This window comes from Micromonospora sp. WMMD710, from assembly GCF_029626045.1.
Classification (GTDB): domain Bacteria; phylum Actinomycetota; class Actinomycetes; order Mycobacteriales; family Micromonosporaceae; genus Micromonospora.
Genome location: NZ_JARUBD010000001.1, coordinates 3,343,708 through 3,369,592, shown reverse-complemented (window position 1 = coordinate 3,369,592; position 25,885 = coordinate 3,343,708). Strand labels below are relative to the sequence as shown.

Below are 25,885 nucleotides of genomic sequence, written 5' to 3'. Positions count from 1 at the left end.
ACGAAATGGTCATCTACCAGGCTGGGTCCAGCCTGCCGGCCGTCGCCGGCCCGCCGAGCGGAGGGACAGACATGTTGCTGCGAGTTCGGGTCACCCTGCCGGACCGTCCGGGCACCCTCGGCCAGGTTGCCCGCACGCTGGGTGTATCCGGCGCGGACATCGTGCAGGTGGTCGTCCTCGAGCGGCTCGGCGGGCGCGCGGTGGACGACTTCACGGTGGTCTGGCCGGGTGCGGCCCGGGTCGAGCGGCTGCTGGCCGGTCTCGCGGCGATTCCCGGTGTGCGGGTCGACGGCGTGTGGCGGGCGATCGGCGCGCCCACCACCACCGGCCAGGACGCGGAGCTGCTGGCTCAGGTCGCGGCTAACCCGGCAGACGGGCTGGCCACCCTGGTCGACGCGGTACCCGGGCTGCTGGCGGCCGACTGGGCCGTCGCCGCGGTGGTCCCGGTGGATTGGGCGTCCCGCACCGGGGGCGGCGGAGCCACCGTCGGGCACGCCAGCTGGCGTGCTCCCGTACCGCTGCGGTTGCCGGAGGTGACCCCGCTGCGCGGCCGGTCGATGACCACGCCCGACGGCACCCACCACGCGGTGGTGCCGTTCGGTCGGGCCGGCCTGGTGCTGGTGGTGGCCCGCGAGCACAGTGACACGCTCTGCGCCGCCGGGTTCCACAGCACCGAGGTGGACCGGCTCAGCCAGCTCGTCCGGGCCAGCGCGGTGATCCTCGGTGACCGACTGGACCTGGTCGGCGCGCCCCCGGTGATCGCCGGCCCCTGACCTGCACGAGGAGTTCCCGGGTCGACACCGGCGAGCAACCGGCCGGCAACAGCCGGGGGCGAGGCTCTTGGGTGGGGAAGGGAGCCAACCATGACGTTGTGGCGGATCCGAGCAACGGTGGACGACCGGCCGGGTTACCTGTCGGTCCTCACGGCGAGCCTCGCGCTGCGCGGGGTCAACATCCTCACCGTGCAGGTGCAGCCCACCGAGCAGGGCGCGGTGGACGATTTCCTGGTCGACGCGCCGGACGCGCTCGACGAGACCGAGCTGATCGCCGCCGTCGAGCGCGGGCGTGGACGGGACTGCTGGGTGGCGCGCAGCGAGGCGCGCGGCCTGGCCGACCAGCCCACCCGGGTGCTCGGGCTGGCCAACCGACTGGTCCGTGACCCGGACGCGACGGGCGAGGCGCTTCGGACGCTGCTCGGCGCCGACTCGGTCAGCTGGCGGCCCGCGTCGACCGGCTTCGACCGGGGCATCACCGGCACCAGCATGCTGTTGGCCGACCCGGCGGGCGGCTCGTTCGCGCTGCGCCGGGCCGCGCCCGCCTTCACCCCGGCGGAGTACGCCCGGGCGCAGGCCCTGGTCGAGCTGGCCGCCACCGTGGCGCGCCGGGCCGCCGAGCAGGTCACCCTGGTGCTGCCCGACGGTGCCGAGGTGGCGGTGCGGCCGGCGTGCGTGGACGACCTGTCGGGTGTGCTGGAGCTGCACGAGGCGTGCTCTCCGCGCAGCCGGCACCGGCGCTACTTGGGCGGTGCGGCGTTGCCGCAGCAGGCTCGGCTGCGGCGACTGCTGGAGCCGACCCGAGGGTTGACGCTGGTCGCCACGGCCACCGGCCCCGACGGTGCGGCGGAGTCGGTGGTGGCGATGGCGAACCTGCTCGGCGAGGGCGACGAGGCCGAGGTGGCGCTGCTGGTGCGCGACGACTGGCAGCGGCGTGGGCTCGGCTCGGCGTTGCTGCGCCGGCTGGCCCGGCACGCCGACGCCGCCGGGTACGCGGCGCTGGTGCTGCACGTCCAGGCCGAGAACACCCCGATGCTGCGGACGCTGCGCCGGCTCGACCGGCCCAGCTTGACGGAGCGCGACGGGCCTCTGCTCACTCTCACCGTCCCGCTCGCCGCCCCGGTCCCGGTCGGTCGGACGAACACCGCCCTGTCGTCCGGCGCGTAGGTAGGGCTGTACGCCGTTCCCCGGTCCCCGCCACCGTGGCGGGGACCGGGGGTGTCGATCAGGTGGCGGGGTAGCTGTTGTAGTCGGGGAAGTTGCCGTAGAGCCGGTCGTCGCCGCCGACGGTGACGGCCTGCACCAGCAGGTCGCCGCCGACGAACGCGCCCTTCCACGAGGCGCCCCGGCCGCCGAACGCCTCGTCGCGGTCACCCCGCGAGCGCGGCTTGTTGATGCCCACCTTGAACGCCTGCAGGTCCACCGCGAGCTTGCCGGCCACCTCCTCGTCGTCGCAGGCCAGGGACGCGACCAGCGCGCCGTTGGAGGCGTTCATGGCGGCCAGCAGTTCGTCGGTGGTGTCCACCACGACGATCGTATCGACCGGCCCGAACGGTTCGGCGTGCATCAGCCGGGACCGGCCGGGCGGTGCGAGCAGCACCGACGGCGCCACGTACGCCGAGGTGTCCTGTCCGGGCAGGAACGGGGCGCCGGTCAGCTTGCCGCGGTGCAGCGGCACCGCGCCGCCGCGGACCGCCTCGTCGACCTTGCGGTGCAGCTCGTCGGCCTTCGCGGCGCTGATCAGCGGCCCGAAGTCCAGCTCGGGCAGCGGGTCGCCGGCGGTCCAGGTGTCGTCGACGGCGAGCGGGTGGCCGAAGCGGACGCTGCGCACGACGGGCAGGTACATGTCGAGGAACTCGTCGACCAGGTCACGTTGCACGACGAACCGGGGGTACGCGGTGCAGCGCTGCTTGCCGTACTCGAAGCCCTTCTTCAGGTGCGTGGCGAGTAGGTCCCACTGGGAGAAGTTCCAGATGCCCCAGGCGTTGAGGCCCTCCTGCTCGATGAAGTGCCGCTTGTCGCTGTCGAGCAGCGCGGCGGCCACCTTGCCGCCGTTGGAGCGTCCGCCGACGAACGCCACCGCGCCGATCTCGGGTGCCCGGACCAGCACTTCGGACAGTTCCTCGCCGCCGCCGGAAACGAGGGTGGCGGGCAGCCCGGCGCGGCGCATCAGCGCGTGCGCGACGGTCAGGCAGACGGCGCCACCCTGAGACGGGGTCTTGGCGATGACCGCGTTGCCGGCCAGCAGTTGGACCAGTTCGGCGTGCACGAGGACGCTCATCGGGTAGTTCCACGACGCGATGTTGCTGACCGGGCCCGGCAGCGGCTCGCGGCCGTCGGCGAGCATCCGGTCGATCTCGCCGGCGTACCAGCGGACGCCGTCGAGCGCGCGGTCCACGTCGGCGCAGGCCAGCCGCCATGGCTTACCGATCTCCCAGACGAGCAGCAGCGCGAGCAGGTCACGGTGGGCGTCCAGGGCGTCCAGGGCGTCGGCGACCCGGGCCTTGCGCTCGGCGAGCGGGGTCTGCGCCCAGTCCCGGTGCGCGGCGGCGGCGTGCGCGACGGCGGCGCGGGCCGTGTCGGCGTCGATCCGGGGCAGGTTGATCACGACGGTGTTGTCCACCGGGGTGCGGACGGGTGCGGGACGGCCGACGGCCCGCCATTCTCCTTCGACCAGGTTGTGCAGGGTGGTGACGCCGTCCACGGCGGCGCCGAACGTCTCTGGCGTGGCGGTCACCGCGCGGGTGAGGACGTCGGACCAGGCGGTGCCCTCGGCGAGTCGTCGTGCCATCGCGTTCTCCTCAGGGTCGACCGGGGAGCGGCGGCGTCGATGGCACCGCTGGTGATCCGTACTGTCTCGCGGACAGTAGTGGGTCAGCAACAGTACGTTTGTCTGGCTGGACGCCGTCGGCGTCGTCGGCCCCGACGGCTGTCTGGGCGGCGAGCCTCTGAACTGCGAAGACGGCCACCTTTGTATTGAGATCAATCGATGGTGTGACGTCCTCGATGGAGTTACCCGCGAGTACGCTCGCGCCAGCGTTGCGGCGCTGGGGCCCGTCCGACTGGCAGGCTGCGGTAATCCATCCGTCTTGTAATCACGGCCCAGCACGGTCCGATGGTCACGGTGCGTTGCGGGTTGGGCTGTAGCGGTTCCAGGTGCCGCCGCCGGCGGCGTGGTGCCGTTGGGTCGTGTGGTGATGGAAGCCGAGGGCTTGGGCGACGACTGGTGCCGGGGCTTGGAGCACGAGCTGGCGCAGCGCGGCGAGGCGGCCGGGGACGGTCGGGACGCCAAGGTCCCGGATGAGCGGGGCGATCGTGTCGAGGGTGAGGGGTTGGCCGGCGCGGCGGCCGGGGAACAGCCAGTGGGCGTCGTGGTTGGTGGCGGTGCGCATGTTGGTGCGCTGATCGCGCAGGGCCAGCAGCAGTGCGGCGACAGGTTCGGGGACCGGCGTCGGCGGGTCGCCGAGGTGCAGCAGGACGTCGGGCCCGGTGGTGTCGATGTCGTCGATGCTCAGGCGCAGGATCCGGCTGAGGGGCTGGGCGTAGAGCAGGACGAGGATCGCGGCCACGCGGGTGCGCAGTCCGCCGGTCTCGTCGGTGATCAGTTTGCGCAGCAGCGCGAGACGGCGGTGCTGGGTGATCGGGGTCTGCTGGCCGGGCCGGTAGGGAGGAATCTCCAGGCGGGGCATGTGCCCGGCGCGTGCGGCCCAGGTCAGGAATGGCTTGAGGAGTTGCCGCTGGTGCGGCCGGTGGTCGACCAGCCAGCGGTCGAGGTCGGCCTGCCGCAGCATGCTGAGGGTCAGTCCCTGCTCCTGGGTCCAGGCGAAGAGGTCGCCAGCGCGTAGGACTTGCTGACCAAGGTCGTTGCGGGTGTGACGGCTGATGGGTCCGCGTTCGGCGCGGCGCCGCAGCCAGGGCAGGGTATGCCAGGTGGTGTATTGGCGCAGCAGCCGGCGCTGCTCGGGGTCGGTGACGGTGTCCAGGTGCTCGAGCAGCCACCTCTCGAACAGCGCGACCTGCTTGTCGATGCGGGGTAGGGCGCCGCAGGCCATGAGCAACTCGCGCAGGTGGGCGGCGACGCGCCAGGGCTGCAAACGGTGGAACGCGTCGTGGGTCAGTTCGATGTTCGCCGCAGCCCAAGCCCTGCAGCAGGTCGGCGACTCCAGCGGAACGCGCGCCGGGACGAAACCCAGGCCAGGCCGGAGAGTGGGTTGTCCATGCTGGCCAACAGCTCGGCCAGAGGCGCCAGCTCGAGCCGGATTCGGCCGGTGCCGTCGTCGAGGAGCTCGGCGACGCGGCGGGCGAGGGTGCAACGGGTGCAGCGGCGGCCGGCGTGCAGCTTGCCCTCCTGTCCGCACTCGACGCAGGCATGTGAGGAGGAGAACCCGGCGCAGCTGGTGCAGATCGGCTCCTGGTCCGCAGGGCGCAGCCCGGCCAGGAGCCGCTCGTGGCCGCAGCCGGGACAACGGCCATGGGTGCGTAGCGCCCGGTCGTGGCAGGTGCGGCAGACGTGCCCGTCCGGCCAGCGAGCCGCGAAGTTGCCGCGCCGGCCGCACCGGGCGCAGTCGCGGATGAACCAGCGTTCGTACTGCTCGGCGGTGGCGTAGGGACGGTCCATCAGTCCGGTCGCACGCGGGCCCGGCGGGGCCGGACGGTGGCCAGGTCCACCGGTGCCGGTGCGTCGCCGGCGACGGCCTTGCGCGGCGCGACGTTGGCTGCCGAGGTGGCGACCAGGTCGGCAGGGGTGACCTCCAGGATGTCGCACAGCGCCGCGAGGACCGGCAGCGACAGCCGCTCGGGGATGCCGGTCACGAGGCGGTGGACCTGGGAGGCGGACAGGTCGATGCCACGTTCGTGCAACAGCGGCACCAGCTCGGTGGCGGTGAACACGCTGCGGGCGGCCATCATCTCCCGCAGCCGCCACCGGTAGCTGACCTGGCGTTTCATGCTCATTGCGCCCTCCGGGACGGTCGTAGTGCCGCGTCCATGGTCGCGTCGAGAGCCTGCCGCAGCGTGCGGGTGCGGAAGTCCGACGACACGCAGGTGTAGATCGCCGTGGTGGAAGCGTGTTCGTGGCCGACCTGCTGCTGCACGAACAGCGGATCCCAGCCAGCCTCGATCAGATGGGTGACATATGAGCGGCGCAAAGAGTGGAAGTCCAGCCCGGCGTCCAGGCCGAGGGCGTCGCGGTAGGCCGACAGCCGCGCGTTGAGCTGCGCCAGCCCGACCCTCGAAGCCCGTTCCGACGGCCACAGCGCCGGGTTGCCCGCGACGGCCAGCAGCGGTCGGATCTCCTCGACCCACTCGGCAAGGATCTCTGGCACCCAACTCCAGACGGTCAGCACGCTGCGCCGCTTCGGCGGCGAGCCCTTCATCGCCTTGCCGTGACGCACGTAGAGCACGCCGTACTCGCCGAACTCGGCGGCGTGCGGGTTGCGGCCGAAGTCGGCGACGTCGAGCATCCGGGTCTCGTTGCGCCGCAGTCCGTACCCGTAGGCGACCTTGAACAGCGCGGCGTCGCGAAACGCCGGCAGCCAGCCCTTACGCCCCGCCGCCCGGATCCGGGTGACCTGCTCGTCGGCGTAGTCCAGCAGCGCCTGCATCTCGTCGAGCGTGAACGCCCGCTTGGCCGGGTCACCCTCAGCCGCGGCGACGTGAACAGCGGCGTTCCACTCGTGGACCACCTGCACCGGGTGCGTACCGAACCGCTTCTCGCACTCACCGACCCAGCCGTAGGCCGGGTCAGTCAGGTACGCGCAGAACAGCCGGACCGCCTCCTGGTAGCCGCGCAGCGTCGAGCGGCGTACCCGGCGCACGGCCCGCAGGTCGGTGCACCACTCGTCGACCAGCTGCGGAGTCCACCGCCATGGCAACGCCTGCGCGTGCTCGGCGAACGCCCGCACCGACCGCTGCCTGTTCTCCACAGTGCCGAACGACAGGTTCCGCGCGAGCTGCTGGTTACGCCAGCCATCGAGCATCGCCGTGAACACCTGTTCGTCCGGCCGCAGCAGCCGCACCCCGTCGGCGAAATGCAGGGCCGCCGACCCCGGCGCGGCGCGTTCCACGTCCACCGACAGTGACCTCCCACTCCTCGCATCAGATGCGAGATCTTCGCATCTGATGCGATCCGCTTGTCAAACAAGCAGGTCAACGTAGGTGCCGAGAAGCAGCTTCAAGGGCGGGGCGGCATACTCGCGGCTTCTACGACGCGCGGTGCTGCTACCTTCGCGACCACCAGCGCCAAGGCCGGACCACGCTCGCACGCAAACTGTCGTCTATTCGCATCGAATCGAATACACGGCGGAAGTAGTTTCCAGACCAAAAACAACGCTAAGAACTGGGGGTTGATCAAGCTCTCTGCCCGGCCGTAGCGTCCCGTCCCGTTCGGTGACGGTCGATGCTCAGGCGGGTGGGTTCGTGGCTACTCAGGACGTGTTTTCGGCGGAGGACTTGGTGCGGCTTCGGGGCTTCCCGGAGATCAACCGGGCCGAGTTGATCCGGTACTTCACGTTGACCGGTGCGGACGAGGCGTTCGTGCGCCAGTTCCGTACGGGTCGCAACGTGTTGGGTGTGGCGGTGCAGTTGTGCACGCTGCCGTGGCTCGGGTTCGTGCCCGACGACGTCGCGGCGGCACCGGCGGCCGTGGTGGGCCGGTTGTCGCAGCGGCTCGGGATCGCGATGGGTGAGCTGCGCGGGTACGGCGAGCGGGAGCAGACCCGGACGGGGCATCTGCGGGAGGTGGCCGGCTACGCCGGCTGGCGGCCGATGGACACCGCGGAGTGGAAGGACCTCGACGAGTTCCTGTTCGCCCGGGCGATGGAGCACGACTCGCCGAAGCTGCTGTTCCGGCTGGCCTGCGAGTACCTGCTCTCGTCGCGGGTGATCAGGCCCGGGATCATCCTGCTGCTGCGCCGGGTGGCCGCGGCCCGGGCCCGCGCCCGGACGGAGACCTGGACGAGGGTGAAGCACCTGCTCACCGATCGTCGATGCGCCGAGCTGGACCTGCTGCTGGTCCCGGACGCCTACCTCGGCCGCACACCGCTGGCGTGGTTGGGCGTGGGGCCGACCTCGTCAAGCCCGGCCGCGGTGAAAGCCGAGCTGGAGAAGCTGGCCTACCTGCGCCGCCTCGACGCACACACCCTCGATCTGTCGATGCTGTCGGCCGAACGGCACCGGTTCCTGGCCGGGGTGGGCCGGCGGCTGACCGGGCAGGCGTTGCAGCGGCGCGAGCCGGAGCGCCGGTACCCGATCCTGCTCACTCTGCTGTCGCAGTCGGCCGTTGACGTGCTGGATGAGACGCTGTTGCTGTTCGACCAGGCGATCAGCGGCCGGGAAGCCGCGGCGAAGCAGAAGGTCGCCGACGCCCTGGCCGAGCGGGCCAAGGGCGGCGAGAACCGGCAGGCGCTGCTGGACGAGATCCTGACCATCGTGCCTGGCTCGACCAGCCCGGTGCGGCGCGCTTGGCGCCGGCCGGGAGTGCGAACACCGCCAGGCCGGCCGCCAGCGCCGCGCTCGGGTCAGCCGTCATCGTGGCAGCGGCAGTCGTAGTGGTTCTGCATGTCGCCGCCGCAGTCGGGGCACTCGTTGCGGGCGCGGCGTTCGTCGTCGTCCATGAACTCGCTGTGCCGCCAAGCCGGAGCACTGGCCGTTGTAGCAGCCGCAGCCGGGGCACTCGGGGCAGACCATCCCGTTCGTCCAGCCACACGTGGTGCACATGACCTTGTTGCGGGGGTCGTCGTACCCGGCCTGCGCTTCGGCGAAGGTGTACCCGTACCCGTCGGCGATCTCCCGGATCTCCGTCACGGACGTCCTGGCGGTCGCCTCGTCCTCGCCGGCGTGGGCCATGCGCAGCGCGACGGCGGCGGCGAACGCGTGGGCCTGGCGCTCTTTCTCCGGCAGCGTCAGCGTGGCCAGCACGCCCTCGCGGGCTTGGGTGTAGGGCTCCCCGGTGCTGTCGCTGCGGTCGCGGATTCGTGCGGGTCAGCTTGCGCTTGTCCTGCGGCATGTCAGCTCATTCCTCGGCGGGGTACGCCCACGCCCGACCCCACCGACACGTGATCATGCCAACCAGCAGAAAGGTGGAGGGGGCGCTGAGTCTGAGACGTCTTCTCCGTTCGCCGCCCGTCCCCGGCGTGGCGGGTGCGGGCTCCCGGATCGGCTGGCGCGTCAGCCGTGCGGGAATCGTAGCGCAGCCCACCGACAGCACACCGCCCCCGGCGGCCGGTCACGGCCGCGCACCGGGATCCTGGGTGTCCTCGGTGGTCGATTCCGTGGAATGCCCGTCGCCGGCGTTGAGGTACGCGGCGAGGGTGTAGGCGGGGGCGCGGTCGAGTCGGGCGCCGCCGTGGTCGTAGCGGCGGGTGGTGCGGGCGTCGGCGTGGCCGAGCTGGTCCTGCACGTCTTCGAGGCTCGCGCCGGCGTCGCGGGCGAGGGTGGCGCAGGCGTGGCGCAGCACGTGTGGGGACATCTTCACCGGGATCCGCGCCACCTCGGCGAGGCGGATCACGAGTCGGGTGACAGCGCCGCGGTCGAGCCGGGCGCCACTGGCGGTGGCGACCAGGGGCCGGTGGGCCCGGACGCCGGCCTGCCCAGCTACCACGGGCAGCGGGCCTGTGAGGTCGGCGCGGGTGGCGAGGTAGGCGTCCAGGCGTCGGGTGACCGGGGCGGGCAGCGCCACCAGGTGCTCGCGGGCCCCCTTGGCGGTGAAGCGCAGGGTGCGGTGGCCGCGGTGGTGGCCGAGCTGCTCGACGTCGGCGTCGACGAGTTCGCCGACGCGGATGCCGGTGTAGAGCAGCAGCGCGACGATCGCCGCGGTGCGCAGCGCCTGGGGGCCGGTGTCGGCGTCGGCCGCGAGGAGCAGCGCCTCGGCCTGCCCTCGGGACAGCCCTGATGTCTTGGTGCTGCGCTGGTCGACCTTCGGCTTCTTGCGGGAGTCGATGGCGGCGGGGTTGGCCCGGTCGGTGCGGTCCTCGGCGATCAGCCAGCCGTAGAACGCGGACACCGCGGCGAGGCGGCGGGCGCGGGTGGCGGCGGCCGCGGCGCCGGAGGCCTCCTGGGCGCGTAGCCAGGCGTGGGTGTGCACGCGGCGGGCCTCGGTGAGCGGGTCGACGCCGGAGGTGGCCAGGAACGCCAGCCAGTGCTGCAGGTCGCGCCGGTACGCCTTCCGGGTGTGCGGTGAGGCGTACCCGATCAGCCACTCCCGCAGCAGCTCCTCGAGTTCGTTGTCGGCGGCACCCCCCACGGTGGGGACCCCGTCGTGGGGGGCCGCAGCGGCGGGCAGGGGCTGGTGGGCGGGGAGCAGCTCGCCAGTGAGCACTTCGGTCACCGGTCGGTGTCCTCGTCGACCAGGTCGACGAACGCGGCCACCCGCGCGTATTTGGCGCGGGTGGTGTGCCCGTCCCAGCCGGTCGGGTGGGAGGGCAGGTGCCAGGAGACCTGGCCGGTGGGCAGCTCCAGGTAGACCACGACCGGGTGGGGGTCGCTCGGGTCGTGGCCGACGCCGGCCGGGACGCCGGCCTCGTGGGCGAGCGTGAGGGCGGTCCAGATCAGGGCGTTTCGCTGCGCGTAGGCGGCGGTGATCTGCGGGGTGTCCGGGCCGGTGTGGCCGTGGCGGGACGGGTCGAGCGTGGCGATGTCGGCCAGGATGTGAGCGAGGTGAGCCCTGGCCGTGGGGGCGCTCGGCGTGCGCGGGAACGCGGTGATGCTCATCGCGGCTCCTGGCTTGAGTGGAGGGTCAGGACGCCCCGGCGTCGGGGCGGGTGGTGTCACTGTCGTCGCGGTGGCGCGGGCGTTGTCGCCAGGCGCGGGTGCGGCAGGCCGGTGAGCAGTAGCGGGCCGGCCGGCCGACGCCCGCGCGCGGCACCGAGGCTCCGCAGACCGGGCACCTGGTTTCGTCACGGGTTTTCGTCTCGCCGGTGGCGCGGGCCGAGCGGCGGCGCCAGGCGCGGGTACGGCACGCGGGCGAGCAGTAGCGGGCCGGCCGGCCGGCGCCCGCGCCCGGTACCGGGGCACCGCAGACCGGACACCCAGTTTCGTCACGAACTTGCGTCACGGCCAACCGTTGCGGCCGGGCTGAGAAGACCGCGCGAGCCATCGCGGCCTCCCGGCCGTCCGCTACGGCCACCAGGTGCGCGACGTGCTCGTCGTCGGCGCCCGCGTCGTCGGGTTGGTCGGCGTCGTCGAGCCACGACTCGGCGACGCCGAGCAGTTCGTGCCAGTCGGTGATCTCCGGCTGGGTCTCGGCGAGGCTGAGCAGCGCCAGCGCCCACGCCCGCGGCGAGTAGTCGCGGGCGAAGCGCAGCGCGGTCACGTCCAGCGGACGCAGGTACACCCCGTGCGCGCGGGCATGCGCGCGCATCGCCTCGACCGTCGGGCCGTCGGACCACCGCACCCACCAGTCGCCCCGCCCGACTCCCTTCGCCTCCCAGGCGACTGTCACGGGCACGCGTGCCCACTCGGAGAGGATCTGGGACAGCCACGCGGCCTGGCCCCGCTTTTTCGGCATGGACCACACCCCATTTCGTCACGCCTGTTACGTCACAGTCTACTCCCGGTCGACGCGGCCGCAGGGACGGCGCGGGAGCGCCTCGATAAGATCAGTTATGGAGGCATGAGGTAGGTCGGTGAATTTCCAGGGGGCCCGGTGCCCAGGGGGCCGGTACCCGGGCACCGGCCGGAAGGGGTTACGAGTCGGCGTCCGCCTCTGGCCACTCGATCGGCTGGGTGTGCAGCAGGAGCACCGCGTCCCGCTCGATCGGCCAGAGAGGCCAGCCCTGCGGGATCGTCAACCGGATCGGTAGCGCTCGGCCGGCGTACCAGCCATCAAACGAGTACGAGTCGACCCCCAGGCCGTGCATGTCGCCGTAGACCGGAAAGCCACCGAGCGCGCCACGGTGGAGAGCGGCATTGATGAGGACGGTCAGTGGCGGTCAGTCGGCGGCGGGGTTCTCTGCGTGCTGCGCGGGTTGCGTCCTGAGCGTCGCTGCTGTAAGCCTTGCGGCCCAGGAGAGGGTAGCGGCCCGAAGATGACGAGACTCTGAGCCGCGCGACGCGCGCGACGCGGGCCGGGTGTCACGACGTTGCACGACGACGTCGCCAGCGTCCGCAAAGCGGCGGAGTGTCGGATGTGGCGGGTGCTGTCGCAGGCGGTGACCGCAGAGCAGGCCGGCGCGTTGGAGGAGAGCCTGCTGGTGCCGGAGGGCGAGCGCCGCTCGCGGTTGGACTCGTGGCGGCGGGGGCCGAAGAACTCGACCGGGCGGGGTCTGGTGAAGTCGCTGGAACTTCTGGTTCGGGCTGATCCTGATGCTGTTCTTCTTCGCCTTCGCCAGCAAACACCAGTAGCCAGCGGGAACACCGCACGGGCCAGCATCCACCCCCTGGATGCCGGTCCGTGCTGCGCGTCGTCGACGGGTCAGGTGCGGCAGAGGTGGCACGTGACCGTCGACAGCGCGACCCCTTGCCGTGATATCGATCGGACGCCGCCGATGGTGACGGGAGCGTCGGGGCGCAGATCAGGTGGCACCAGTGAGCATCCTGGGCGATGGCGGCGGATGCCGGTCCACGTCGAGTTCTGGATCAGCGAGCGGCATCAGTGAGGTCGATCCACAGGTGTCGTGCTCGCTCCTCGTCCGGGCACAGACCCCCAAAACAAGATCACACCAAAAAGGACATTCGCGGACTGCTCCGGGGTCCTGGATCCTCCCCCGACCCCCGCTATCGACCTAGGCCAGGGTTACGAGCGGGAGCTGTCGTGTAGGCTTTATATGCAGTAGCAGCTGCCGCGGCGGTGACGGCAACTACTACCGCAGGGCCCGCACCGTTTGATTGAAGTGACGCGGCGGCGTCCATAAGGGTCACGGTTGCACCTCCCCACTTCCTGTATTCCTGGACCGCATCGGCTGGCACGATCTCATTAACCGCAAGGCCTGCGGCGCTACGCGCCCTGCTAGTCGGATCAGTGTTCACCGTCGCATTAAGTGCCATTGACGCACTGAATGCGAGCTTGGCTACCTGCTGGCTACAGATCTTGAATGGTTAGGTTGAGTCGGGTTCGAGGGTCAGGCCGGTGTGGGCGAGGAAGCTGTCGAGCAGGTCGGCCCGGTACTGGATGCGTTTGAGTCGGTTCTTGACGATCGCCTGGAGATGATCGACGCCGCGGACGGCGAGGTTGCCGATGCTGTGTTTGAGGTGTGACCACACCTGCTCGGTGGGGTTGAGGTCGGGGGCGTAGGCCGGCAGACGAATCACGTGTAGCCAGTCCCGGCCGTTGATCATCTGCCGCATCGCGGCGCTGATGTGGGTATTGAGGTTGTCCCAGACGAGCACGATCGGACCGCCGAGCTGCTGGTGGGCTGCGTCGAGCAGGGCGATGTAATCGGTTTCGGTGAAGCTGCGTCGTTCGTTCTTGCGGCCGCGGTGGGTGATCGTTCGGTAGATCAACCGGCTGCGTCGGCCCGGTTTCACGCAGACCAGCCCCGCGATCGAGACCCGGCCAGAACCCTTACCTGACACCGGAATCACCGGAGTTTCGCCGCGTCGGCCCCAGGTGCGGGCCTTCGGTGGGCGCAGCGTCTGACCGGCCTCGTCCTCGAAGCAGATCCACGCGTCGCGCTGCGCCGCTACCGTTTTCCCGCCGGCCACACCTCCCGCCGCCACGTCGCGACCGCCTCCTCGTCACGCTCGACGGGCCGGTGCGACGGAACCTGCACCGACCAGCCGATGCGATGCAGCAAATACGAGGTGCCGCGCAGCGTGTACCGGGTGCGGAACATCCGAGCGATCAGATCCGACACCCGCGCCAGGGTCCACCGCTGGTCCTCGCCGAACCCGTGCGCGGCTGGCCCCTCATCCAGGGCATCGGCCAGGCGCCGCAGCCGGCCGGCGTCCAGGCGGCAGCGGGAACCACTCGGCCCTTTCGACGCCAACCCGGCCTCACCTTCGGCACGCCACCGCTTCCGCCAGCCGTACACCGCTGTCTGCGACACCCGCAACCGCCGGGCGACCTCCGCAACCGGCACGTCCTGCGCGAACCACCCGGCCGCCTGCCGCCGCACCACCTCACGCTTCACCCGCCCTCGCTCGGACAGCCCACCTCCGTCGGGATACCTCATCCCTCCGGCCTACGCCCCCGACCCGCGAAGATCACGCCGACACGCCGACCCACAGTGGACAAACCTGACCTTTCAAGATCTGTAGTGACACCCGGCTGAGGGGGAACCGGCCTGTTGCCTTCGGGCATCTGAACTGTCCTTTAACAGTCGAGGGTGGTACTTCCTTTCGTTGATACAACGTAGAACGACGGAAGTTTGGTTCAAACGCCAGCCTCGATTTCGCGATGCGAGGCGAGCTGCGTGACGACCACGACCGGGCGTGGCTGGGCCTCCAGCGTGGACAGGGCTATTGCGTAGTCGCTTGAGTGTCAGCTGACCTACGGGAACTCGCGGGCAACCGTCAGGTGCAGGTGGTCGGCTCTGTCAATCCCCTGGAAGCGTGGAGGGCCCCGCGCTTGGGTAGATGTCCCGAACCTGTTGGTCAATTCAATGCCTGTGGGTGTTGATCGTCCGTGATGTAGGAGGGTGACCGTTTCGTACAGTTACCGTCCTGATTCGGGCGAGACGGAGTTCATGGTGTCGATGAGGCTTGCGTAGGTTGCCCGAGGTTCCGGCGTTGGCGGCGAAAGTGGCCAATACGGCGTTCTCTCGGCCGACACTGGCCATGCGGGTCCGTGACGAGTTGGGCGAGTTGTTCAGTGACGAGCGGTTCGCGGCGGCGTTCGCGACTCGCGGAAGGCCGGGGTTGTCTCCGGGGCAGTTGGCACTGGTGAGGGCGTTGCAGTTCGCCTGCGACCTGACCGATCGGCAGGCCGGCGAGGCGGTACGGGCCCGGATCGACTGGAAGTACTGCCTCGGGCTGGAGTTGGATGATCCGGGGTTCGACTTCAGTGTGCTGTCGGAGTTCCGGGCCCGGCTCGTTGAGCACGACCTGACCGGGCTGGTCCTCGACGTGCTGCTGGACCGCCTGGTCGAACGGGGGCTGATCAAGGCGGGTGGCAGCAGCGCACCGACTCCACGCATGTCATCTCCGCCGTGCGTGACCTCGACCGCATCGAGTTGGCGGGCGAGTCAGTCCGGGCGTGCCTGGAGGCCCTGGCCGCGGCGGCGATCCGACGCTGCAGGTCCTCGTACCGGGCGCGGTCGTCAGGGCCGAGCCGGTCGGTCTGCAGGGGGGCGTAGCGACCGAGCCACGTGATCAAGCCCTCGCGGTGGAGCTGCTCGAATGCCGGGTCGGCCTGCTCGGCGAGGTGGTCCGCGAGCACGCTGATGGTCGCCTCGGCGAGGTCGTAGCAGCGAGGGCTGCCGGTGAGGTGCCGGGCAGCGGCTCGGATCGCGCTACGAACCAGGTAGCCGGCTTTGCCGGGGTGCTGCGTCAGGCGGCTGGCGGCGGCGCGCAGCGTGACGGCCGGGCCGAACGTACCGGTAGGGAAGGGGCAGGTCGAAACGCACGGCTCGTCGTGGCCGGCGGTGCCGCAGCCGACGCACTCGTTGTGGTCGAACTCCGCGGCGGGGATGGTGTGCCGCTGGTCTGCGGCCTCGTACTCGCGGACCAGGGTGCCGAGCACGTCGCGGACATTGAGCGTCTTCCCGGCGAGGGTGCGGCAGTCCGCCGCGTAGCCGGCGAGGTCAGTGGTGTCGATCCAGGTGCGGCCGATGGGCTGGAAGTGCACGCTGCTGCTGATGTAGCCGATGAAGTGCTCGCCGAGCATGAGCCGGGCACGGGTCCCACCGGTCCCGGGGACGTGGCGGACGTCGGTGACCCGCAGCTTGGTGTGGGGGACGACGAGGCCGGTGTGGGGCAGGGTGGTGGGCTCGCCGGTCAGGCTGGCGTTGATTAGCTCGATGGGGCGGGGCTGGGTGCGCAGGCAGGTGCGGCAGTCGATGGGGTCGGTGGTCGCCTCGCCGGCGCGGACGTCGTCGCCGCGACCGCTGGCACCGCACCAGGCGGCGACGTAGCGAGGGCTGCCGTCGGGGCCGGTGATGCTCTCAGGCTGCCCCGGAATGCCACTGCGCCAGTCCTGGGAGGACATGGCCGTCGACATCTGGGGCCCCCGCACCGGCAAAACGACCAGCCGCGCCATTCCCGCGATCGCCGCCGCTCCCGGGCCCACGCTGGTCACCAGCGTCAAGGGCGACATCGTCGACGCCACCCGCGACCTGCGCGCCGAACGCGGCACGGTGTGGGCGTTCGACCCGCAGCACATCCTCGGCGCCGACCAGGGGATGTGGTTCAACCCGCACGCTCGGTGGCCACCATCACCGACGCCCGACGCCTCGGCGAGCACTTCGCCGCGGCCGAACGCGAGCCCGGCGTCTCCCGCGATGCGTTCTTCGACCCCTCCAGCGAGGAACTGGTGGCGAACCTGCTGCTGGCCGCCGCCTGCTCCGGCCGGGACATCCTGGCCGCGTACCGGTGGGCGGTCAGCCCCCGCGACGACGAACCGGCGATGCTGCTGCGCGAGCACGGCTTCGCGCTGCCCGCCGACGCGGTCTCCGGCGTGGTCAACATGCCCGACAAGACCCGCGGCGGCATCTACGCCGGCGCCCAGAAGATGCTCATGTGCCTCACCGAGCCCGCCGTCACCGCCTGGGTGACCCCACCGACCCGTGGCGGGGTCCTCGAGTTCGACCCGGCCGCGTTCGTGGTCAGCACCGACGTGCTGTACCTGCTCTCCCAGGGCGGGCCCGGCTCCCCCGCCCCGTTGGTCGCCGCCCTGACCGACGCCGTCCTGCGCGCCGGTGAGCTGCGTGCCCGCGCCTCAGCCGGCCGACGGCTGGACCCGCCGTTGCTGAGCATCCTCGACGAGGCCGCGAACATCTGCCGCCTGCGGCAACTGCCCAACCTCTACTCCTACTACGGCTCCCACGGCCTGCCGATCATCACCATCCTGCAGTCCTACCCCCAGGGCGTCGACGTGTGGGGACGCGAGGGCATGCGCAAGCTCTGGTCGGCGGCGAACGTCCGCACCTACGGCGGCGGCGTCGCCGACCCGGACTGGCTCGAAGAGCTGTCGAAGCTGATCGGCGAGCACGACGTCACCACCCGGTCGACCAGCAGCAGCGGATCCGGGTGGGGCCAGCGGTCGGTCTCGCACGCCACCCGCCGCCAACGCATCCTCGACGTCTCCGACCTGCACGCCCTGCCCCGCGGCCGGATGGTCGTCTACGCCTCCGGCGCCCCGCCCGCGCTCGCCCGCACCGCCCCCTGGCAAGACGGGCCCTACGCGGCCGCGATCCGCGCGTCGATTGCGCACTGGGACCCCACCGGCCGCACCGACTGGACCCTCTCCCCTGACGTCCCACCGGAGCCGATCTCATGACCACGCCGACCGCCGGGCCGGCCGCCGACGCCGTCGCCGACCTCAGCGCGCTACTCGGCCAGCTCGCCGGCGACCCCGGCGCAACCCCGCCCGTCGACGAGGCACCGGCGGCGGAACCGGCCGGCGCGGAACCGGTGTACCGCAACGTGGAGGCGTTCGTCGGCGACTACCTCGCCCACGTCGTCGAGCGGCGCCTCGCCTCCGGGCCCACCAGCGGCATCAACTGGTGCCCGCGGTGGTGGGCGCATCCCGAGGCGATCTCCCGCCTTTACGCGCTGTGGCGGGCCTGGGAAATCCTGCGGGTCAGCGACCCCCAAACCGGCATGAGCATCTGGTGGCGAGACCACCTCGACCCGCACCTCGCTGCCCTGACCGCCGAGTACGGACCATTCAACCGGTGCAACCCGACCAAGCACACCGAGCCCCGTCCCCTGCCCACTGAGCTGGCACCACCGGAAGTCCTCGCCCAGCTTCCCGACACCGACAGCACCTGATTCCCCTGGCACCGCCACGAGGAGCTCGAACCCCTCTAGCTCCACCACGGATAATGGAGACATGGACACCGTCGCTGAGCTGACCCTCATCCGACACGGGCAGAGCCTGGCTAACGTCGCCTTCGCCGACGCACACGCACGGGGCCTGACCGACCATGGTCTGACCGGGCGAGATGCCGACATCGAGCTGTCGTCGCTGGGATGGGAGCAGGCCACCCGACTCGGTCACTGGCTCGCCGCTATACCCATTCACCGCCGGCCCCAACAGGTCATCTGCTCCCCCTACCTCCGCGCTCGGCAGACCTGGTCACGAACGGCGGAAACCGCGGCGCAGTCGGGTGGCGATTACCCCACCGCCGTCGTCGATCACCGTCTGTGCGATCGGCTCATGGGCGACCTGGAGCTACTGACCCCCGCCATGATCGCTCAACGGTTCCCCGCAGAGGCAGCCCGGCTCGCGGCCGAAGGCGAGTTCTCCTACCAACCTCCTGGCGGTGAGTCGTTCGCCGACATCGCTCGACGCCTGGCGGCCGTGCTGGCAGACCTGAACACCCAGCACGCGGGCCGGCGCGTCCTGCTCGTGGCCCACGACGCCGTGGTCGTGGTGATGCGCCATCTCATCGAAGGCCTCGGGTTCGACGAGATCGCTGCCATCGTCGCGACGACTCCGGTCGCGAACACGTCGATCACCCGGTACGACGGCACCGCCGGCGATCTCAAGCTGGTGGAGTTCGCCGCAACCCCGCACCTTGAGCCAGGAAGGGACGAGCATGCCTTCGTCGGGAAATGACGAGTCGGTGCTGGGGAGCCTCACCCCGTCGCCGTTGACACCGGAGCAGTTCCACGATCACCAGGTCACCCGAGACCTGATCGCCCAGGCCCTCGCGGCCCAGTCCGCTCGCCGCTACGAGCTAGAGCAGACCGGCGGTGACCCGGGCTCCCTGGAGCAGGTCATCGCGTCTCAGAGCCGTCTCGCGCAGGCCCTGCGGGATCTCGACCCCGCCGACATCGACGAAGTCGCCCGGCACCGTGAGGAAAGCGTCGCCGTGCTGCGTCAGGCACGCGGTTGACCGAATTCCCTGACGGCGTGCTCTCCGAGGACGCCAACGAGCGGATCTTCCGCGACCAGATCGTCCCGATGTTCCTCACCGGCGCCCCATCCCAGCAGCGGCCGGTGGTGGTCATCGTGGGAGGACAGACCGGCGCGGGCAAGACGGCGGTCACCGCGATGGTGAAGCAAGCGCTGGGCTCGGGCAGTGGCTTCATCAACATCAACATGGACTTCTACAACCCGATGCACCCCAGCTTCCACCGCTGGCAGGCCGAGGACGAAACCACGGCCAGCGCGAAGGTGCGACCGGACGGTGAACGCTGGTGGGGCAAGGCCCAGCAGTACGCCATCGACAACCGCTGCCACGTCGTCCTCGAGTCGGCCATGCGCTACGAGAGCGAGTTCGAGGACATCGCCCGCCGGTTCCACGACGCCGGCTACCGCGTCGAGGTCGCCATCGTCGCGGTCCCCGAGGCCCTCAGCCGTCTGGGGATCCTGCACCGGTACTGGAGCGAGGTTCAGGAAGTCGGCCGCGGCCGACTGATCGACACCACCATTCACGACGAGTGCTACCACGGCGTCATCCGCGGTGCACACGCCGTCGACACCCAAGACTTGGCACACGTCGCCTTCGCGTTTCGGCGCAACGGCGAGGTCGTCTACGCCAACACCAGTACCACCGGCGCTTGGCAACGCCCTCCTGCGCTCACGGCCGCCATCAGCGCCGAGCGCCAACGCCCCTGGACGCCCACCGAACGGGCCTGGTACCTCGACAACTCTCACCGGCTACATAGCGCCATCGATCCCCGCTGGCATCCAATCCTCGACGCGATCGACACGGCAGCCGCGCCGCTGCTGACAACGCCCGCCAGCGCCCGCGCCCGACGGGCTGCCCTGGCTATCCACGGCAGTACCCGGCAAGCGATTCAAGGCAGGACCGATGCTCCAAAGGTTCCCAGGCCGGGCCCTGCCATTGACCGATCAGCCCCTAGCCAACGCGACGCGGGCCGATGACGACTCGTCGGCCATCGAGCCTGCTGTCTGCTGCTGGCGGATCGCTCGTTGGATTCGCCTCACCGACTCGAAGTCCAACATGCGTGGGAGACGCCGCAGGTAGTTCGCCGCCATTGCCGGCTTGGCCCCTCAAGTAGCCGCACGAGCCGCTCCTCCCGGGACCGTCGTCGATACCCTGAACGGCGATCCCAACACCCGGCAGACACGAAGGACAGACCATGCGCAGGTGGGTACGGTACGACGCTCCGATCATGGTCTGCGTCGAGATCGACGACCGCGACCAGTGACAACAGCCGGGCCCGTACGTCGGTCGACAGCCGGCCGGCGTTGGGGGTGGATGGAGCTTTGGGTATGACCTCTGACACCACCAACTGGGAACCTCTTCCGGTGGCGATAGTCCCCGCGTGTACAGGCGAAACGCGATAGCTGGACCGATAGAAGCCGTATAACTGAGGTTGACGATTTCTAGTAGTCCGGTGACACTGGCGGGGCGCGAAAGCATCAACACAAGCATCCGGTACTGCCGTACCCGGATACAACCAGCGGAGCCGGTGCGCGAACACCGACTCCGCCGCCGAGCAGACCTAGCGGATCCGCCACGTCTTGACCGCTAGATCGGTTGCCGCCACGAGGGCCTGCACCGTGAGGTGCAGGCCCTCGTCATGCAGGAACAGACCCACGAGCTGCAGTCCTGTTCGCGCATAGGGCCACACCCGGATCAGCCAGGGTGGCTTCTGTGGGACAGGATCGCCGGGCGTCGCCGCCTGGTCCTCCAGTCCGTTGTGGTGTTGCGGAGGCACCTCGCCGGTTCCCTTCGCCATCTGTCACGGCTTGCGCCGCGCGGAGCAGCAAGCCGCCACTCCGGCCGGTCGCGGCGGGTTGGCGTACTCCTACTGAGGCGCTTGGAACCGGGGATGAACCCCTGCCGCTCATCGAGGCGAGCCTCTGTGGAGGGCGACCTGATCAGCTGCAAGAGAAGCGTATCCAGCGGCGTACGACAGAGCCGAGTCGCCCGTGACGCGAACGGCCAGTTAGATTCCCATTCCCAGATAAGCAGCAGGCGTCTGACCAGCATGAGTGTGCACCACCGACTGCGATGGACAGTGCCATCGCGTAACGGCTAGTCGTTTGCGGGGCGCCCTCGCTACAGTCTGGGAATGCCCTCCACCACGCGCCGCGTCTGCGAGAACGCGGGGTGCCCGAAGCGGCTGGTCAGCAGCCGCGCCAACGCCCGGTACTGCAGCTCAGGATGCCGCCAGCGTGCATACCGCCTGCGGCTGGTCGCCTTCGCGCTCTACGAGATCAGCAGGTGGACTGACCACAACTGCGACTACTGCTCGAAGAGCCTGCCCGCCGCGGTGAAGGGCAAGGCCGGACCACGCCTGCTCAGGAGAGACGCGGTGTACTGCAGTGAGCGCTGCCGGGGCAGGGCCTACCGCAAACGCAAGCGCGGTGAACAACTGCGCAAGAGCGCCGGCATCTCTCTGCCCGTTCGTCGCGGTCGGTGACAGCGCTGGCAACGGTTGTCCGCGACTGGGTTTGCGCAGCTGGCACCTGGTCTCGGGGCGGTGTGTCAGACGGTGCGTCGAGTTGCGTTGTGGCTATGGGCGTCCCGCGACTTCGCCGGACATTGGACTACGTGCTCGGCACGGGATACCCCATGTCGGCGCTCTCTGCGATGCTGATTTCACGTTTCGTGTTTGCGTGTGGAGGGGTGGTGACTCGGCGGTGATGGGGCGTTCTCACGCGCTGTCTGGGGCGGTGGTGTGGCTGGGTGGCTGCGCGGTGGCGGCGGGGTTGGGGGCGCGGGTGGTGGTGGGCACGGTGGTGGTCGGCGCGGCGGTCACCGCTGGCGGGGCGTTGCTGCCGGATGTCGATCACCCCAATTCGGTCGTTGCCCGGTCGTTGGGCCCGGCGACCCGGCTCGTCGCTCGGGGCGCGGCGTCGGGGGCGGCGGCGTTGCGGGCGGGCACGTGCCGTTGTTGCGTAGGTCGGGGTGGGCACCGGGCGGTCACGCACACCCTGGTGTTCGCCGTCACCGCGGGACTGTTGGTGTCGCTGCTGTGCTGGATCGGCGGTGACGTCGCGGCGGCGGTCATCGCTGGGCTGGCCGCCGCGCTGGCGGTGCGCGGGGCGGTGCGCAAGCGCACCCGGGGGGGCGTACGGGGCGGCGGCGGCCGGGCTGTTCGTCGGGGTGATGGCCGCGGCGTTGCCCGGTCCGGTCGCCGGTTGGTGGTGGGTGGGCCTGCCGCTGGGTCTGGGATGTCTGGTGCATTCCCTCGGTGACGCGTTGACCTTCACTCGGGTGCCGCTGCTGTGGCCGATCCGGATCCGGGGCTGCCGCTGGGCGCCGTGGGGCATGTGGGCGCCGCTGCGCTTTCGGACCGGTTCGGCGGCCGAGTTGCTCCTGGTCGTGCCCGCCCTGCTCATGCTGGGTGCGGTCAGCGCCTGGACCCTGGTCGCGCCGTAGCGACCACCGCGCCGCGCCACCCACGCCGCACAGGTTAAAGATCAAGTTAGAACGGCGGTTCGTCGACCACCTCGACGGGGGCCGGCGGGGCCAGGCGCAGCAGCGCCTCGCCCATGGTGGGGCCGACGCCGACCGCGACGATGCGCTCGTCGTGGTCGAGCGCCGTGGCCAGGTAGCACTGGCCTCGCTGCGTATTTTGCCGCTCGGCCCTTGAACCTGTGTCCCGGGTTGATCCGTTGAACTGTTGGACACAACTGCGGCCGCGCCCGCTTGGAGGCACGATCGCCCCAGCCTCCCGACACAAGTCAACTCTTGCTGTGGAGCCGAACGGTTGAAAGGAATGTAAAATGTCACAACCGAATCCCAAACCCGCCACCTTGGGCCAACAGATAATTAGCCAAGTTAAACGTCCACCGACCGAAGATCTACAAAAAACAAAAAACGACGAATGGAACTCACTGAATGCGCATGGGTTAAATGAAGTCCAGCAGGCGATGAAAGAACGTGATCGCCGATTGAATGAATCTAGCGATCGTCGCGTGGCTCGGTTGCGGGAAGCTCCGGGCCTAGGCCCAATGCTCGCCGCAGAGCAGAGGGCTGAATGGAACACGACCGGATTGGAGGTCGATCGCCTGGAATCAAGGAATTATAGAGAATTAGTTGCTTCGGATAAGCACTGGGACGCCCAAATGAAGAAACGAGAAGCGGAACGGGATGAACTTGTCGATAGACTCCTGCCGAAAGTTGGAGCTCAGGTTGTTCGGGGCCTCTGGGCAGCCAGTGACGAGGCCCGACGTGCAGCGGGCATGACGTCGAGCGTCAGGCCGCCCGCTCCCAGTCCTCAAGCATCTCCCTCGTCCAGTTCGAATGCCGCACCTCCGCCGGCACCGCGACAGCACGTAGAGCGGCACCAGCAGCAACGCGGCAGGTAGCAATCGTTGCGGGCGAGGGGCTCTTCGCAGGGCCTCTGATCAAGTTCCGTGAGTGTCCGGGTGGCTGGTGATGATGTCCAGGATGGGGAAGCGCTCGTTGGGATTCGTCGCGGATGCAATCGACGGCGAACTCGCTCAGCTCGACACCGACGGCTACCGGCCGCTGCGGCTGGCCGAGGCCACGGCGGCAAACCGCTGAGCACGGGCTGCGCCTGACGGTCGTCCCCTCAGGCACCCGCCCACAGTTCACAACGGCGGCCGGCCGACGGGTCGGCGGACCTCGCCGGCTGGCGGGTCCTGGCCGACGCCGGCCAGGACCCGCGGCGTCTCGTTCGAGAACCGCGGGCTGCCCGACGAGTGTGGGTGTATCCCCGCCGCTGGCACGGCCGGGATCTCGCTGCGTTGAATCAAGCCCGGATTGCGGACTGAGGGCGACACCATTACCTATTGTGGGCAGGCATGCACGGACGGTACCGTCAGCTCCGGAAACGTGAGAGCGGCGGCAGCACGAACACGTCAACGACGACGGGGGCCGCAAGAGACATGGTGCTGAGATATACGGCAGACACGGCCGCTGCGGCTTGGCTCGCGAGTTCGCGGATTCCGGCGGAGCAGCTGATCACGTTCGGGCCTGCTGACTACGAGGCGTATGCCCGCTTGCGGTACATCCCCGATCCGACCTCGCCCGATCAGCGCGAGACCGACGCCGATGTTCCGGCCGACCGCGAGCTATGGACGCCGCAGGCGCGACGCGCGCTGCACGTCCTCGCACCATTCACGGCAACGCCTGACCAGTGCTTCTTCTGCGTCTGGGAGGGCGTAGCCGGAAGCGCCCTGTCGGCGGCCGAGCGGCAGGGCCCGCTGGTGACCGTTCCACACCGTCGGTACGTCCTGTTCACCGGCCGGCTCGCGGACTACCTCGAAGGCCGCGCCGAACCGTTCGACGGGGATTCCGCTCCGGTCCCCGCCTTTGTCTGGCCGGCCGATCGCCGGTGGTGTTTCACCAGTGACGTCGACCCCCACTGGGCAGGGATAGGTGCTGACCAGGCTGCCGTCGACAGGCTGCTGGCCACGGTCGGCCTCGACGTGGTCCAGGCGATGCCCACCGAGCGTTTCCCTGCCTATCGGTAAATCACCCACCTTAACTTGATCTTTAACCTGTGCGGCGTGGCCGGGGATTGACAGTCTTCGTCTTCTTTGTGGCCGATGTTTTGGCGTTCGTGGTGGTCGCGATGTGGACGTCGTATCGCGGGGTGGGGTGGGTGTTGCGGCGGCCGGGTGGTCGCCCCGGGCCTGGCCGGGCGGGTTTGGGTGCACCGGCCGGGCAGGTCGCCTTCGCGCGGAGGTGCCGAAACCCTCGGCGGACGCGGGCGGGTGACAGACGCTGCGGTGGTGCGGGTTGCTCCCAGGGGCGGCGCAGGTCGGCGGCGAGGGCGCGGGCCAGACGGAGCTGGGTGTAGGCGGCGAGGATCAGCCAGGTCCATAGGTCGGCGGCTTGCGGGGTGCGGATCTTCGGGCAGGTCCAGCCGAGGGTCTGTTTGAACAGGCGGAACGTGTGTTCGATGTCGAAGCGGCGTAGGAACGTCTGCCAGAGCAGGTTCACGTCATCCGAGGTGGCGTCGACGCCGGACCACCACAGCCACACCGGCTTCGGTGTAGCGCCGCTGGGTAGGTGGTCGACTTCCAGGCGGATGACGGTCCCCTCGATGACCGGCAGTACTTTAGCCGCGGCGGTCCAGGCGGATCGGTGGGTCAACCGAGGGTGCAACCGGTCCCAGGCGCGGGCCCACGCCGTGCCGTAGAGACGGGTGTCGGCGACAGTGGCCGCGTCCGGCTCACCCCAGGTGGCGAGATCACCGAAGACGAACTCGCCGCCGTGGCGGGGCGGACGGCCGACCGTTCCCGGCCGCCGAGGCGGCACTGCCCGACGCAGCACCCGATCCGATCGCATTCGCGCGAGGACCTGCACGGGCAGGTCACGCAGGAGGAACGCCAGTCGGGGCGCGTCGTAGCCGGCGTCGGCCACGACCAGGATCTCCGCGTCCCCAGCCTGCCACTGCCCGGCCGCGATCAGACGCCCCACGATGTCTCGCAGCTGCCCAGCGGTGACCGTGGCCGCGTCGTCGCCAGGCGCCAGCCGCACCGCGTCCAACGGTGCGGTCCACGAACTACGGCCCGACTCCAGGGCCACGACCATCGAATACGGCCAGCCCGGGATCATGATGGTCTGATCCTTGCCGCGTCCGTAGGTGTGACACAGGATCCGCTGTGGTGAGGTGTGCGCGTCCGGCCGCAGCCAGCAGGTGATGTCCACCGCCAGGACGAGACGGCCGTCAGCTGCCCGGGGCAGCGGCACCCCAGCGAGAGCGGTGCGCAACCGGTCAATGTCCAACTTCCCGCAGGCGAGGGCGTCATACAACGCCCCGTGACCCCGGCGGTGCTCACCCACCAGCGACAACTCCACCAGCGACCGGACCGGCCCGTCGGCGCACAACACCGCGTCGGTCAGGTCGAACAACGCGTCAGCCCGAGCGGTCAAGCAGTCGTAGAACTCCCGCCGGAACCGGTCCAGGTCCCCGACGGCATCAGCCGAACCACGGTCATGCACACTGATCACCAGAACAGCCCTTGGTTATTGATGTTCTTCCCTAGACAAGAAGATCATCAACCAAGGGCTGCTTCCGTGATCGTTCGGGGTCCCCGCAGGACCTCAGAGGGCGGTCTGAGGATGTTCGACTTGATCTATGGCTTGCGTCCAGTTGGCGATCTTTCAGCGGGT

Annotated in this window: 26 protein-coding genes and 3 pseudogenes; 13 read left to right on the top strand and 16 right to left on the bottom strand. The window is 70.0% G+C overall.

Features of this window, described 5'->3' with window-relative positions:
• The first annotated feature begins 71 nt into the window (after positions 1-71).
• Both O7620_RS15465 and O7620_RS15460 read left to right on the top strand, forming a co-directional pair.
• Entirely contained in the window at positions 72-773 is a 702-nt protein-coding gene (locus tag O7620_RS15465) for an amino acid-binding protein (RefSeq protein ID WP_278123574.1), read from the top strand.
• Between the two features lie 90 nt (positions 774-863).
• Positions 864-1,940: a GNAT family N-acetyltransferase gene (locus O7620_RS15460; protein ID WP_278123573.1), complete on the top strand. Its 1,077-nt coding sequence runs from the start codon at positions 864-866 to the stop codon at positions 1,938-1,940.
• 58 nt (positions 1,941-1,998) lie between these two features.
• Here the strand turns inward: O7620_RS15460 and O7620_RS15455 are convergent, their stop codons facing one another.
• From O7620_RS15455 to O7620_RS15435, 5 genes are all read right to left on the bottom strand, one after another.
• Complete coding sequence (locus O7620_RS15455; protein ID WP_278123572.1) at positions 1,999-3,564, bottom strand: aldehyde dehydrogenase family protein; 1,566 nt, start codon at positions 3,562-3,564, stop codon at positions 1,999-2,001.
• Between the two features lie 328 nt (positions 3,565-3,892).
• The gene (locus O7620_RS15450) at positions 3,893-4,867 is read right to left on the bottom strand and encodes a hypothetical protein (protein ID WP_278123571.1); all 975 of its coding nucleotides are present in this window, start codon (positions 4,865-4,867) and stop codon (positions 3,893-3,895) included.
• 20 nt (positions 4,868-4,887) lie between these two features.
• Positions 4,888-5,391: a hypothetical protein gene (locus O7620_RS15445; protein ID WP_278123570.1), complete on the bottom strand. Its 504-nt coding sequence runs from the start codon at positions 5,389-5,391 to the stop codon at positions 4,888-4,890.
• Positions 5,391-5,726 carry a helix-turn-helix transcriptional regulator gene (locus O7620_RS15440; RefSeq protein WP_278123569.1) on the bottom strand — a complete coding sequence of 112 codons (336 nt, stop codon included), beginning with the start codon at positions 5,724-5,726 and terminating at the stop codon, positions 5,391-5,393. Before O7620_RS15440 ends, O7620_RS15445 begins: the two co-directional genes overlap by 1 nt.
• Positions 5,723-6,763, bottom strand: a complete 1,041-nt coding sequence (locus O7620_RS15435) for a site-specific integrase (RefSeq protein ID WP_278127021.1) — start codon at positions 6,761-6,763, stop codon at positions 5,723-5,725. The genes O7620_RS15440 and O7620_RS15435 overlap by 4 nt, the downstream gene beginning before the upstream one ends.
• Positions 6,764-7,190: 427 nt before the next feature.
• Between O7620_RS15435 and O7620_RS15430 the strand changes: the two are divergent.
• Positions 7,191-8,204 (top strand): annotated as a pseudogene (locus O7620_RS15430) (DUF4158 domain-containing protein); the annotation flags it as partial.
• A gap of 93 nt (positions 8,205-8,297) precedes the next feature.
• Here O7620_RS15430 and O7620_RS15425 read toward each other — a convergent pair.
• From O7620_RS15425 to O7620_RS15405, 5 genes are all read right to left on the bottom strand, one after another.
• Complete coding sequence (locus O7620_RS15425; protein ID WP_278123568.1) at positions 8,298-8,690, bottom strand: hypothetical protein; 393 nt, start codon at positions 8,688-8,690, stop codon at positions 8,298-8,300.
• A gap of 307 nt (positions 8,691-8,997) precedes the next feature.
• Positions 8,998-10,098: a tyrosine-type recombinase/integrase gene (locus tag O7620_RS15420; protein ID WP_278123567.1), complete on the bottom strand. Its 1,101-nt coding sequence runs from the start codon at positions 10,096-10,098 to the stop codon at positions 8,998-9,000.
• Complete coding sequence (locus O7620_RS15415; RefSeq protein WP_278123566.1) at positions 10,095-10,481, bottom strand: hypothetical protein; 387 nt, start codon at positions 10,479-10,481, stop codon at positions 10,095-10,097. Before O7620_RS15415 ends, O7620_RS15420 begins: the two co-directional genes overlap by 4 nt.
• 25 nt (positions 10,482-10,506) lie before the next feature.
• Entirely contained in the window at positions 10,507-11,277 is a 771-nt protein-coding gene (locus O7620_RS15410; RefSeq protein ID WP_278121963.1) for a hypothetical protein, read from the bottom strand.
• A gap of 178 nt (positions 11,278-11,455) precedes the next feature.
• On the bottom strand, positions 11,456-11,629 hold the full coding sequence (locus O7620_RS15405; RefSeq protein ID WP_278123565.1) for a hypothetical protein: 174 nt from the start codon (positions 11,627-11,629) through the stop codon (positions 11,456-11,458).
• 267 nt (positions 11,630-11,896) lie between these two features.
• Between O7620_RS15405 and O7620_RS15400 the strand changes: the two genes are divergently transcribed.
• The gene (locus tag O7620_RS15400; protein ID WP_278123564.1) at positions 11,897-12,367 is read left to right on the top strand and encodes a hypothetical protein; all 471 of its coding nucleotides are present in this window, start codon (positions 11,897-11,899) and stop codon (positions 12,365-12,367) included.
• 439 nt (positions 12,368-12,806) lie between these two features.
• Here the strand turns inward: O7620_RS15400 and O7620_RS15395 are convergent, their stop codons facing one another.
• Together O7620_RS15395 and O7620_RS15390 are read right to left on the bottom strand one after the other, a co-directional pair.
• Positions 12,807-13,427, bottom strand: a complete 621-nt coding sequence (locus O7620_RS15395) for an IS630 family transposase (protein ID WP_278122881.1) — start codon at positions 13,425-13,427, stop codon at positions 12,807-12,809.
• A complete protein-coding gene (locus O7620_RS15390) occupies positions 13,391-13,882 on the bottom strand; it encodes a winged helix-turn-helix domain-containing protein (RefSeq protein WP_278123563.1) in 492 nt (163 codons plus the stop codon). Before O7620_RS15390 ends, O7620_RS15395 begins: the two co-directional genes overlap by 37 nt.
• A gap of 604 nt (positions 13,883-14,486) precedes the next feature.
• Here O7620_RS15390 and O7620_RS15385 point away from each other — a divergent pair.
• Positions 14,487-14,711: pseudogene (locus tag O7620_RS15385) on the top strand (transposase); the annotation flags it as partial.
• Positions 14,712-14,808: 97 nt separating this feature from the next.
• On the opposite strand, the gene O7620_RS15380 reads toward O7620_RS15385, so the two are convergent.
• Complete coding sequence (locus O7620_RS15380; RefSeq protein ID WP_278123562.1) at positions 14,809-15,954, bottom strand: hypothetical protein; 1,146 nt, start codon at positions 15,952-15,954, stop codon at positions 14,809-14,811.
• Positions 15,955-16,071: 117 nt separating this feature from the next.
• Between O7620_RS15380 and O7620_RS15375 the strand changes: the two genes are divergently transcribed.
• The 5 genes from O7620_RS15375 to O7620_RS15355 all read left to right on the top strand — a co-directional run bounded on the left by O7620_RS15375 (position 16,072) and on the right by O7620_RS15355 (position 19,704).
• Positions 16,072-17,145, top strand: coding sequence for a type IV secretory system conjugative DNA transfer family protein (locus O7620_RS15375; protein ID WP_278123561.1), 1,074 nt, complete (start codon positions 16,072-16,074; stop codon positions 17,143-17,145).
• Positions 17,142-17,639, top strand: a complete 498-nt coding sequence (locus O7620_RS15370) for a DUF4913 domain-containing protein (protein WP_278123560.1) — start codon at positions 17,142-17,144, stop codon at positions 17,637-17,639. The genes O7620_RS15375 and O7620_RS15370 overlap by 4 nt, the downstream gene beginning before the upstream one ends.
• Before the next feature lie 61 nt (positions 17,640-17,700).
• Complete coding sequence (locus tag O7620_RS15365; protein ID WP_278123559.1) at positions 17,701-18,429, top strand: histidine phosphatase family protein; 729 nt, start codon at positions 17,701-17,703, stop codon at positions 18,427-18,429.
• A complete protein-coding gene (locus tag O7620_RS15360; protein ID WP_278123558.1) occupies positions 18,410-18,709 on the top strand; it encodes a hypothetical protein in 300 nt (99 codons plus the stop codon). The genes O7620_RS15365 and O7620_RS15360 overlap by 20 nt, the downstream gene beginning before the upstream one ends.
• 17 nt (positions 18,710-18,726) lie before the next feature.
• Positions 18,727-19,704, top strand: coding sequence for a zeta toxin family protein (locus O7620_RS15355; RefSeq protein ID WP_278123557.1), 978 nt, complete (start codon positions 18,727-18,729; stop codon positions 19,702-19,704).
• Between the two features lie 584 nt (positions 19,705-20,288).
• Here the strand turns inward: O7620_RS15355 and O7620_RS15350 are convergent.
• Positions 20,289-20,525 carry a hypothetical protein gene (locus O7620_RS15350; protein ID WP_278123556.1) on the bottom strand — a complete coding sequence of 79 codons (237 nt, stop codon included), beginning with the start codon at positions 20,523-20,525 and terminating at the stop codon, positions 20,289-20,291.
• A gap of 336 nt (positions 20,526-20,861) precedes the next feature.
• Here O7620_RS15350 and O7620_RS15345 point away from each other — a divergent pair, with 336 nt between their 5' ends.
• Positions 20,862-21,212 carry a hypothetical protein gene (locus tag O7620_RS15345; protein ID WP_278123555.1) on the top strand — a complete coding sequence of 117 codons (351 nt, stop codon included), beginning with the start codon at positions 20,862-20,864 and terminating at the stop codon, positions 21,210-21,212.
• A 223-nt stretch (positions 21,213-21,435) separates the two neighbouring features.
• Positions 21,436-22,174 (top strand): annotated as a pseudogene (locus O7620_RS32085) (metal-dependent hydrolase).
• Between the two features lie 46 nt (positions 22,175-22,220).
• Here O7620_RS32085 and O7620_RS15330 read toward each other — a convergent pair.
• Positions 22,221-22,454, bottom strand: coding sequence for a hypothetical protein (locus tag O7620_RS15330; RefSeq protein WP_278123553.1), 234 nt, complete (start codon positions 22,452-22,454; stop codon positions 22,221-22,223).
• Positions 22,455-23,565: 1,111 nt separating this feature from the next.
• Between O7620_RS15330 and O7620_RS15325 the strand changes: the two genes are divergently transcribed.
• Positions 23,566-24,237: a hypothetical protein gene (locus O7620_RS15325; RefSeq protein WP_278123552.1), complete on the top strand. Its 672-nt coding sequence runs from the start codon at positions 23,566-23,568 to the stop codon at positions 24,235-24,237.
• 22 nt (positions 24,238-24,259) lie between these two features.
• On the opposite strand, the gene O7620_RS15320 is transcribed toward O7620_RS15325, so the two are convergent.
• Positions 24,260-25,723, bottom strand: a complete 1,464-nt coding sequence (locus tag O7620_RS15320; protein WP_278123544.1) for an NF041680 family putative transposase — start codon at positions 25,721-25,723, stop codon at positions 24,260-24,262.
• Positions 25,724-25,885 lie beyond the last annotated feature (162 nt).

Excerpts from the sequence above, each read along its gene's own strand:
- O7620_RS15370 (WP_278123560.1), top strand. The coding sequence starts at position 17,142 with ATGACCACGCCGACCGCCGGGCCGGCCGCCGACGCCGTCGCCGACCTC.
- O7620_RS15415 (WP_278123566.1), bottom strand. The coding sequence starts at position 10,481 with ATGAGCATCACCGCGTTCCCGCGCACGCCGAGCGCCCCCACGGCCAGG.
- O7620_RS15325 (WP_278123552.1), top strand. The coding sequence starts at position 23,566 with ATGCACGGACGGTACCGTCAGCTCCGGAAACGTGAGAGCGGCGGCAGC.
- O7620_RS15440 (WP_278123569.1), bottom strand. The coding sequence starts at position 5,726 with ATGAGCATGAAACGCCAGGTCAGCTACCGGTGGCGGCTGCGGGAGATG.
- O7620_RS15460 (WP_278123573.1), top strand. The coding sequence starts at position 864 with ATGACGTTGTGGCGGATCCGAGCAACGGTGGACGACCGGCCGGGTTAC.
- O7620_RS15390 (WP_278123563.1), bottom strand. The coding sequence starts at position 13,882 with ATGAGGTATCCCGACGGAGGTGGGCTGTCCGAGCGAGGGCGGGTGAAG.
- O7620_RS15465 (WP_278123574.1), top strand. The coding sequence starts at position 72 with ATGTTGCTGCGAGTTCGGGTCACCCTGCCGGACCGTCCGGGCACCCTC.
- O7620_RS15350 (WP_278123556.1), bottom strand. The coding sequence starts at position 20,525 with ATGGCGAAGGGAACCGGCGAGGTGCCTCCGCAACACCACAACGGACTG.
- O7620_RS15410 (WP_278121963.1), bottom strand. The coding sequence starts at position 11,277 with ATGCCGAAAAAGCGGGGCCAGGCCGCGTGGCTGTCCCAGATCCTCTCC.
- O7620_RS15345 (WP_278123555.1), top strand. The coding sequence starts at position 20,862 with ATGCCCTCCACCACGCGCCGCGTCTGCGAGAACGCGGGGTGCCCGAAG.
- O7620_RS15365 (WP_278123559.1), top strand. The coding sequence starts at position 17,701 with ATGGACACCGTCGCTGAGCTGACCCTCATCCGACACGGGCAGAGCCTG.
- O7620_RS15400 (WP_278123564.1), top strand. The coding sequence starts at position 11,897 with ATGTGGCGGGTGCTGTCGCAGGCGGTGACCGCAGAGCAGGCCGGCGCG.
- O7620_RS15360 (WP_278123558.1), top strand. The coding sequence starts at position 18,410 with ATGCCTTCGTCGGGAAATGACGAGTCGGTGCTGGGGAGCCTCACCCCG.
- O7620_RS15405 (WP_278123565.1), bottom strand. The coding sequence starts at position 11,629 with ATGCACGGCCTGGGGGTCGACTCGTACTCGTTTGATGGCTGGTACGCC.
- O7620_RS15445 (WP_278123570.1), bottom strand. The coding sequence starts at position 5,391 with ATGGACCGTCCCTACGCCACCGCCGAGCAGTACGAACGCTGGTTCATC.
- O7620_RS15455 (WP_278123572.1), bottom strand. The coding sequence starts at position 3,564 with ATGGCACGACGACTCGCCGAGGGCACCGCCTGGTCCGACGTCCTCACC.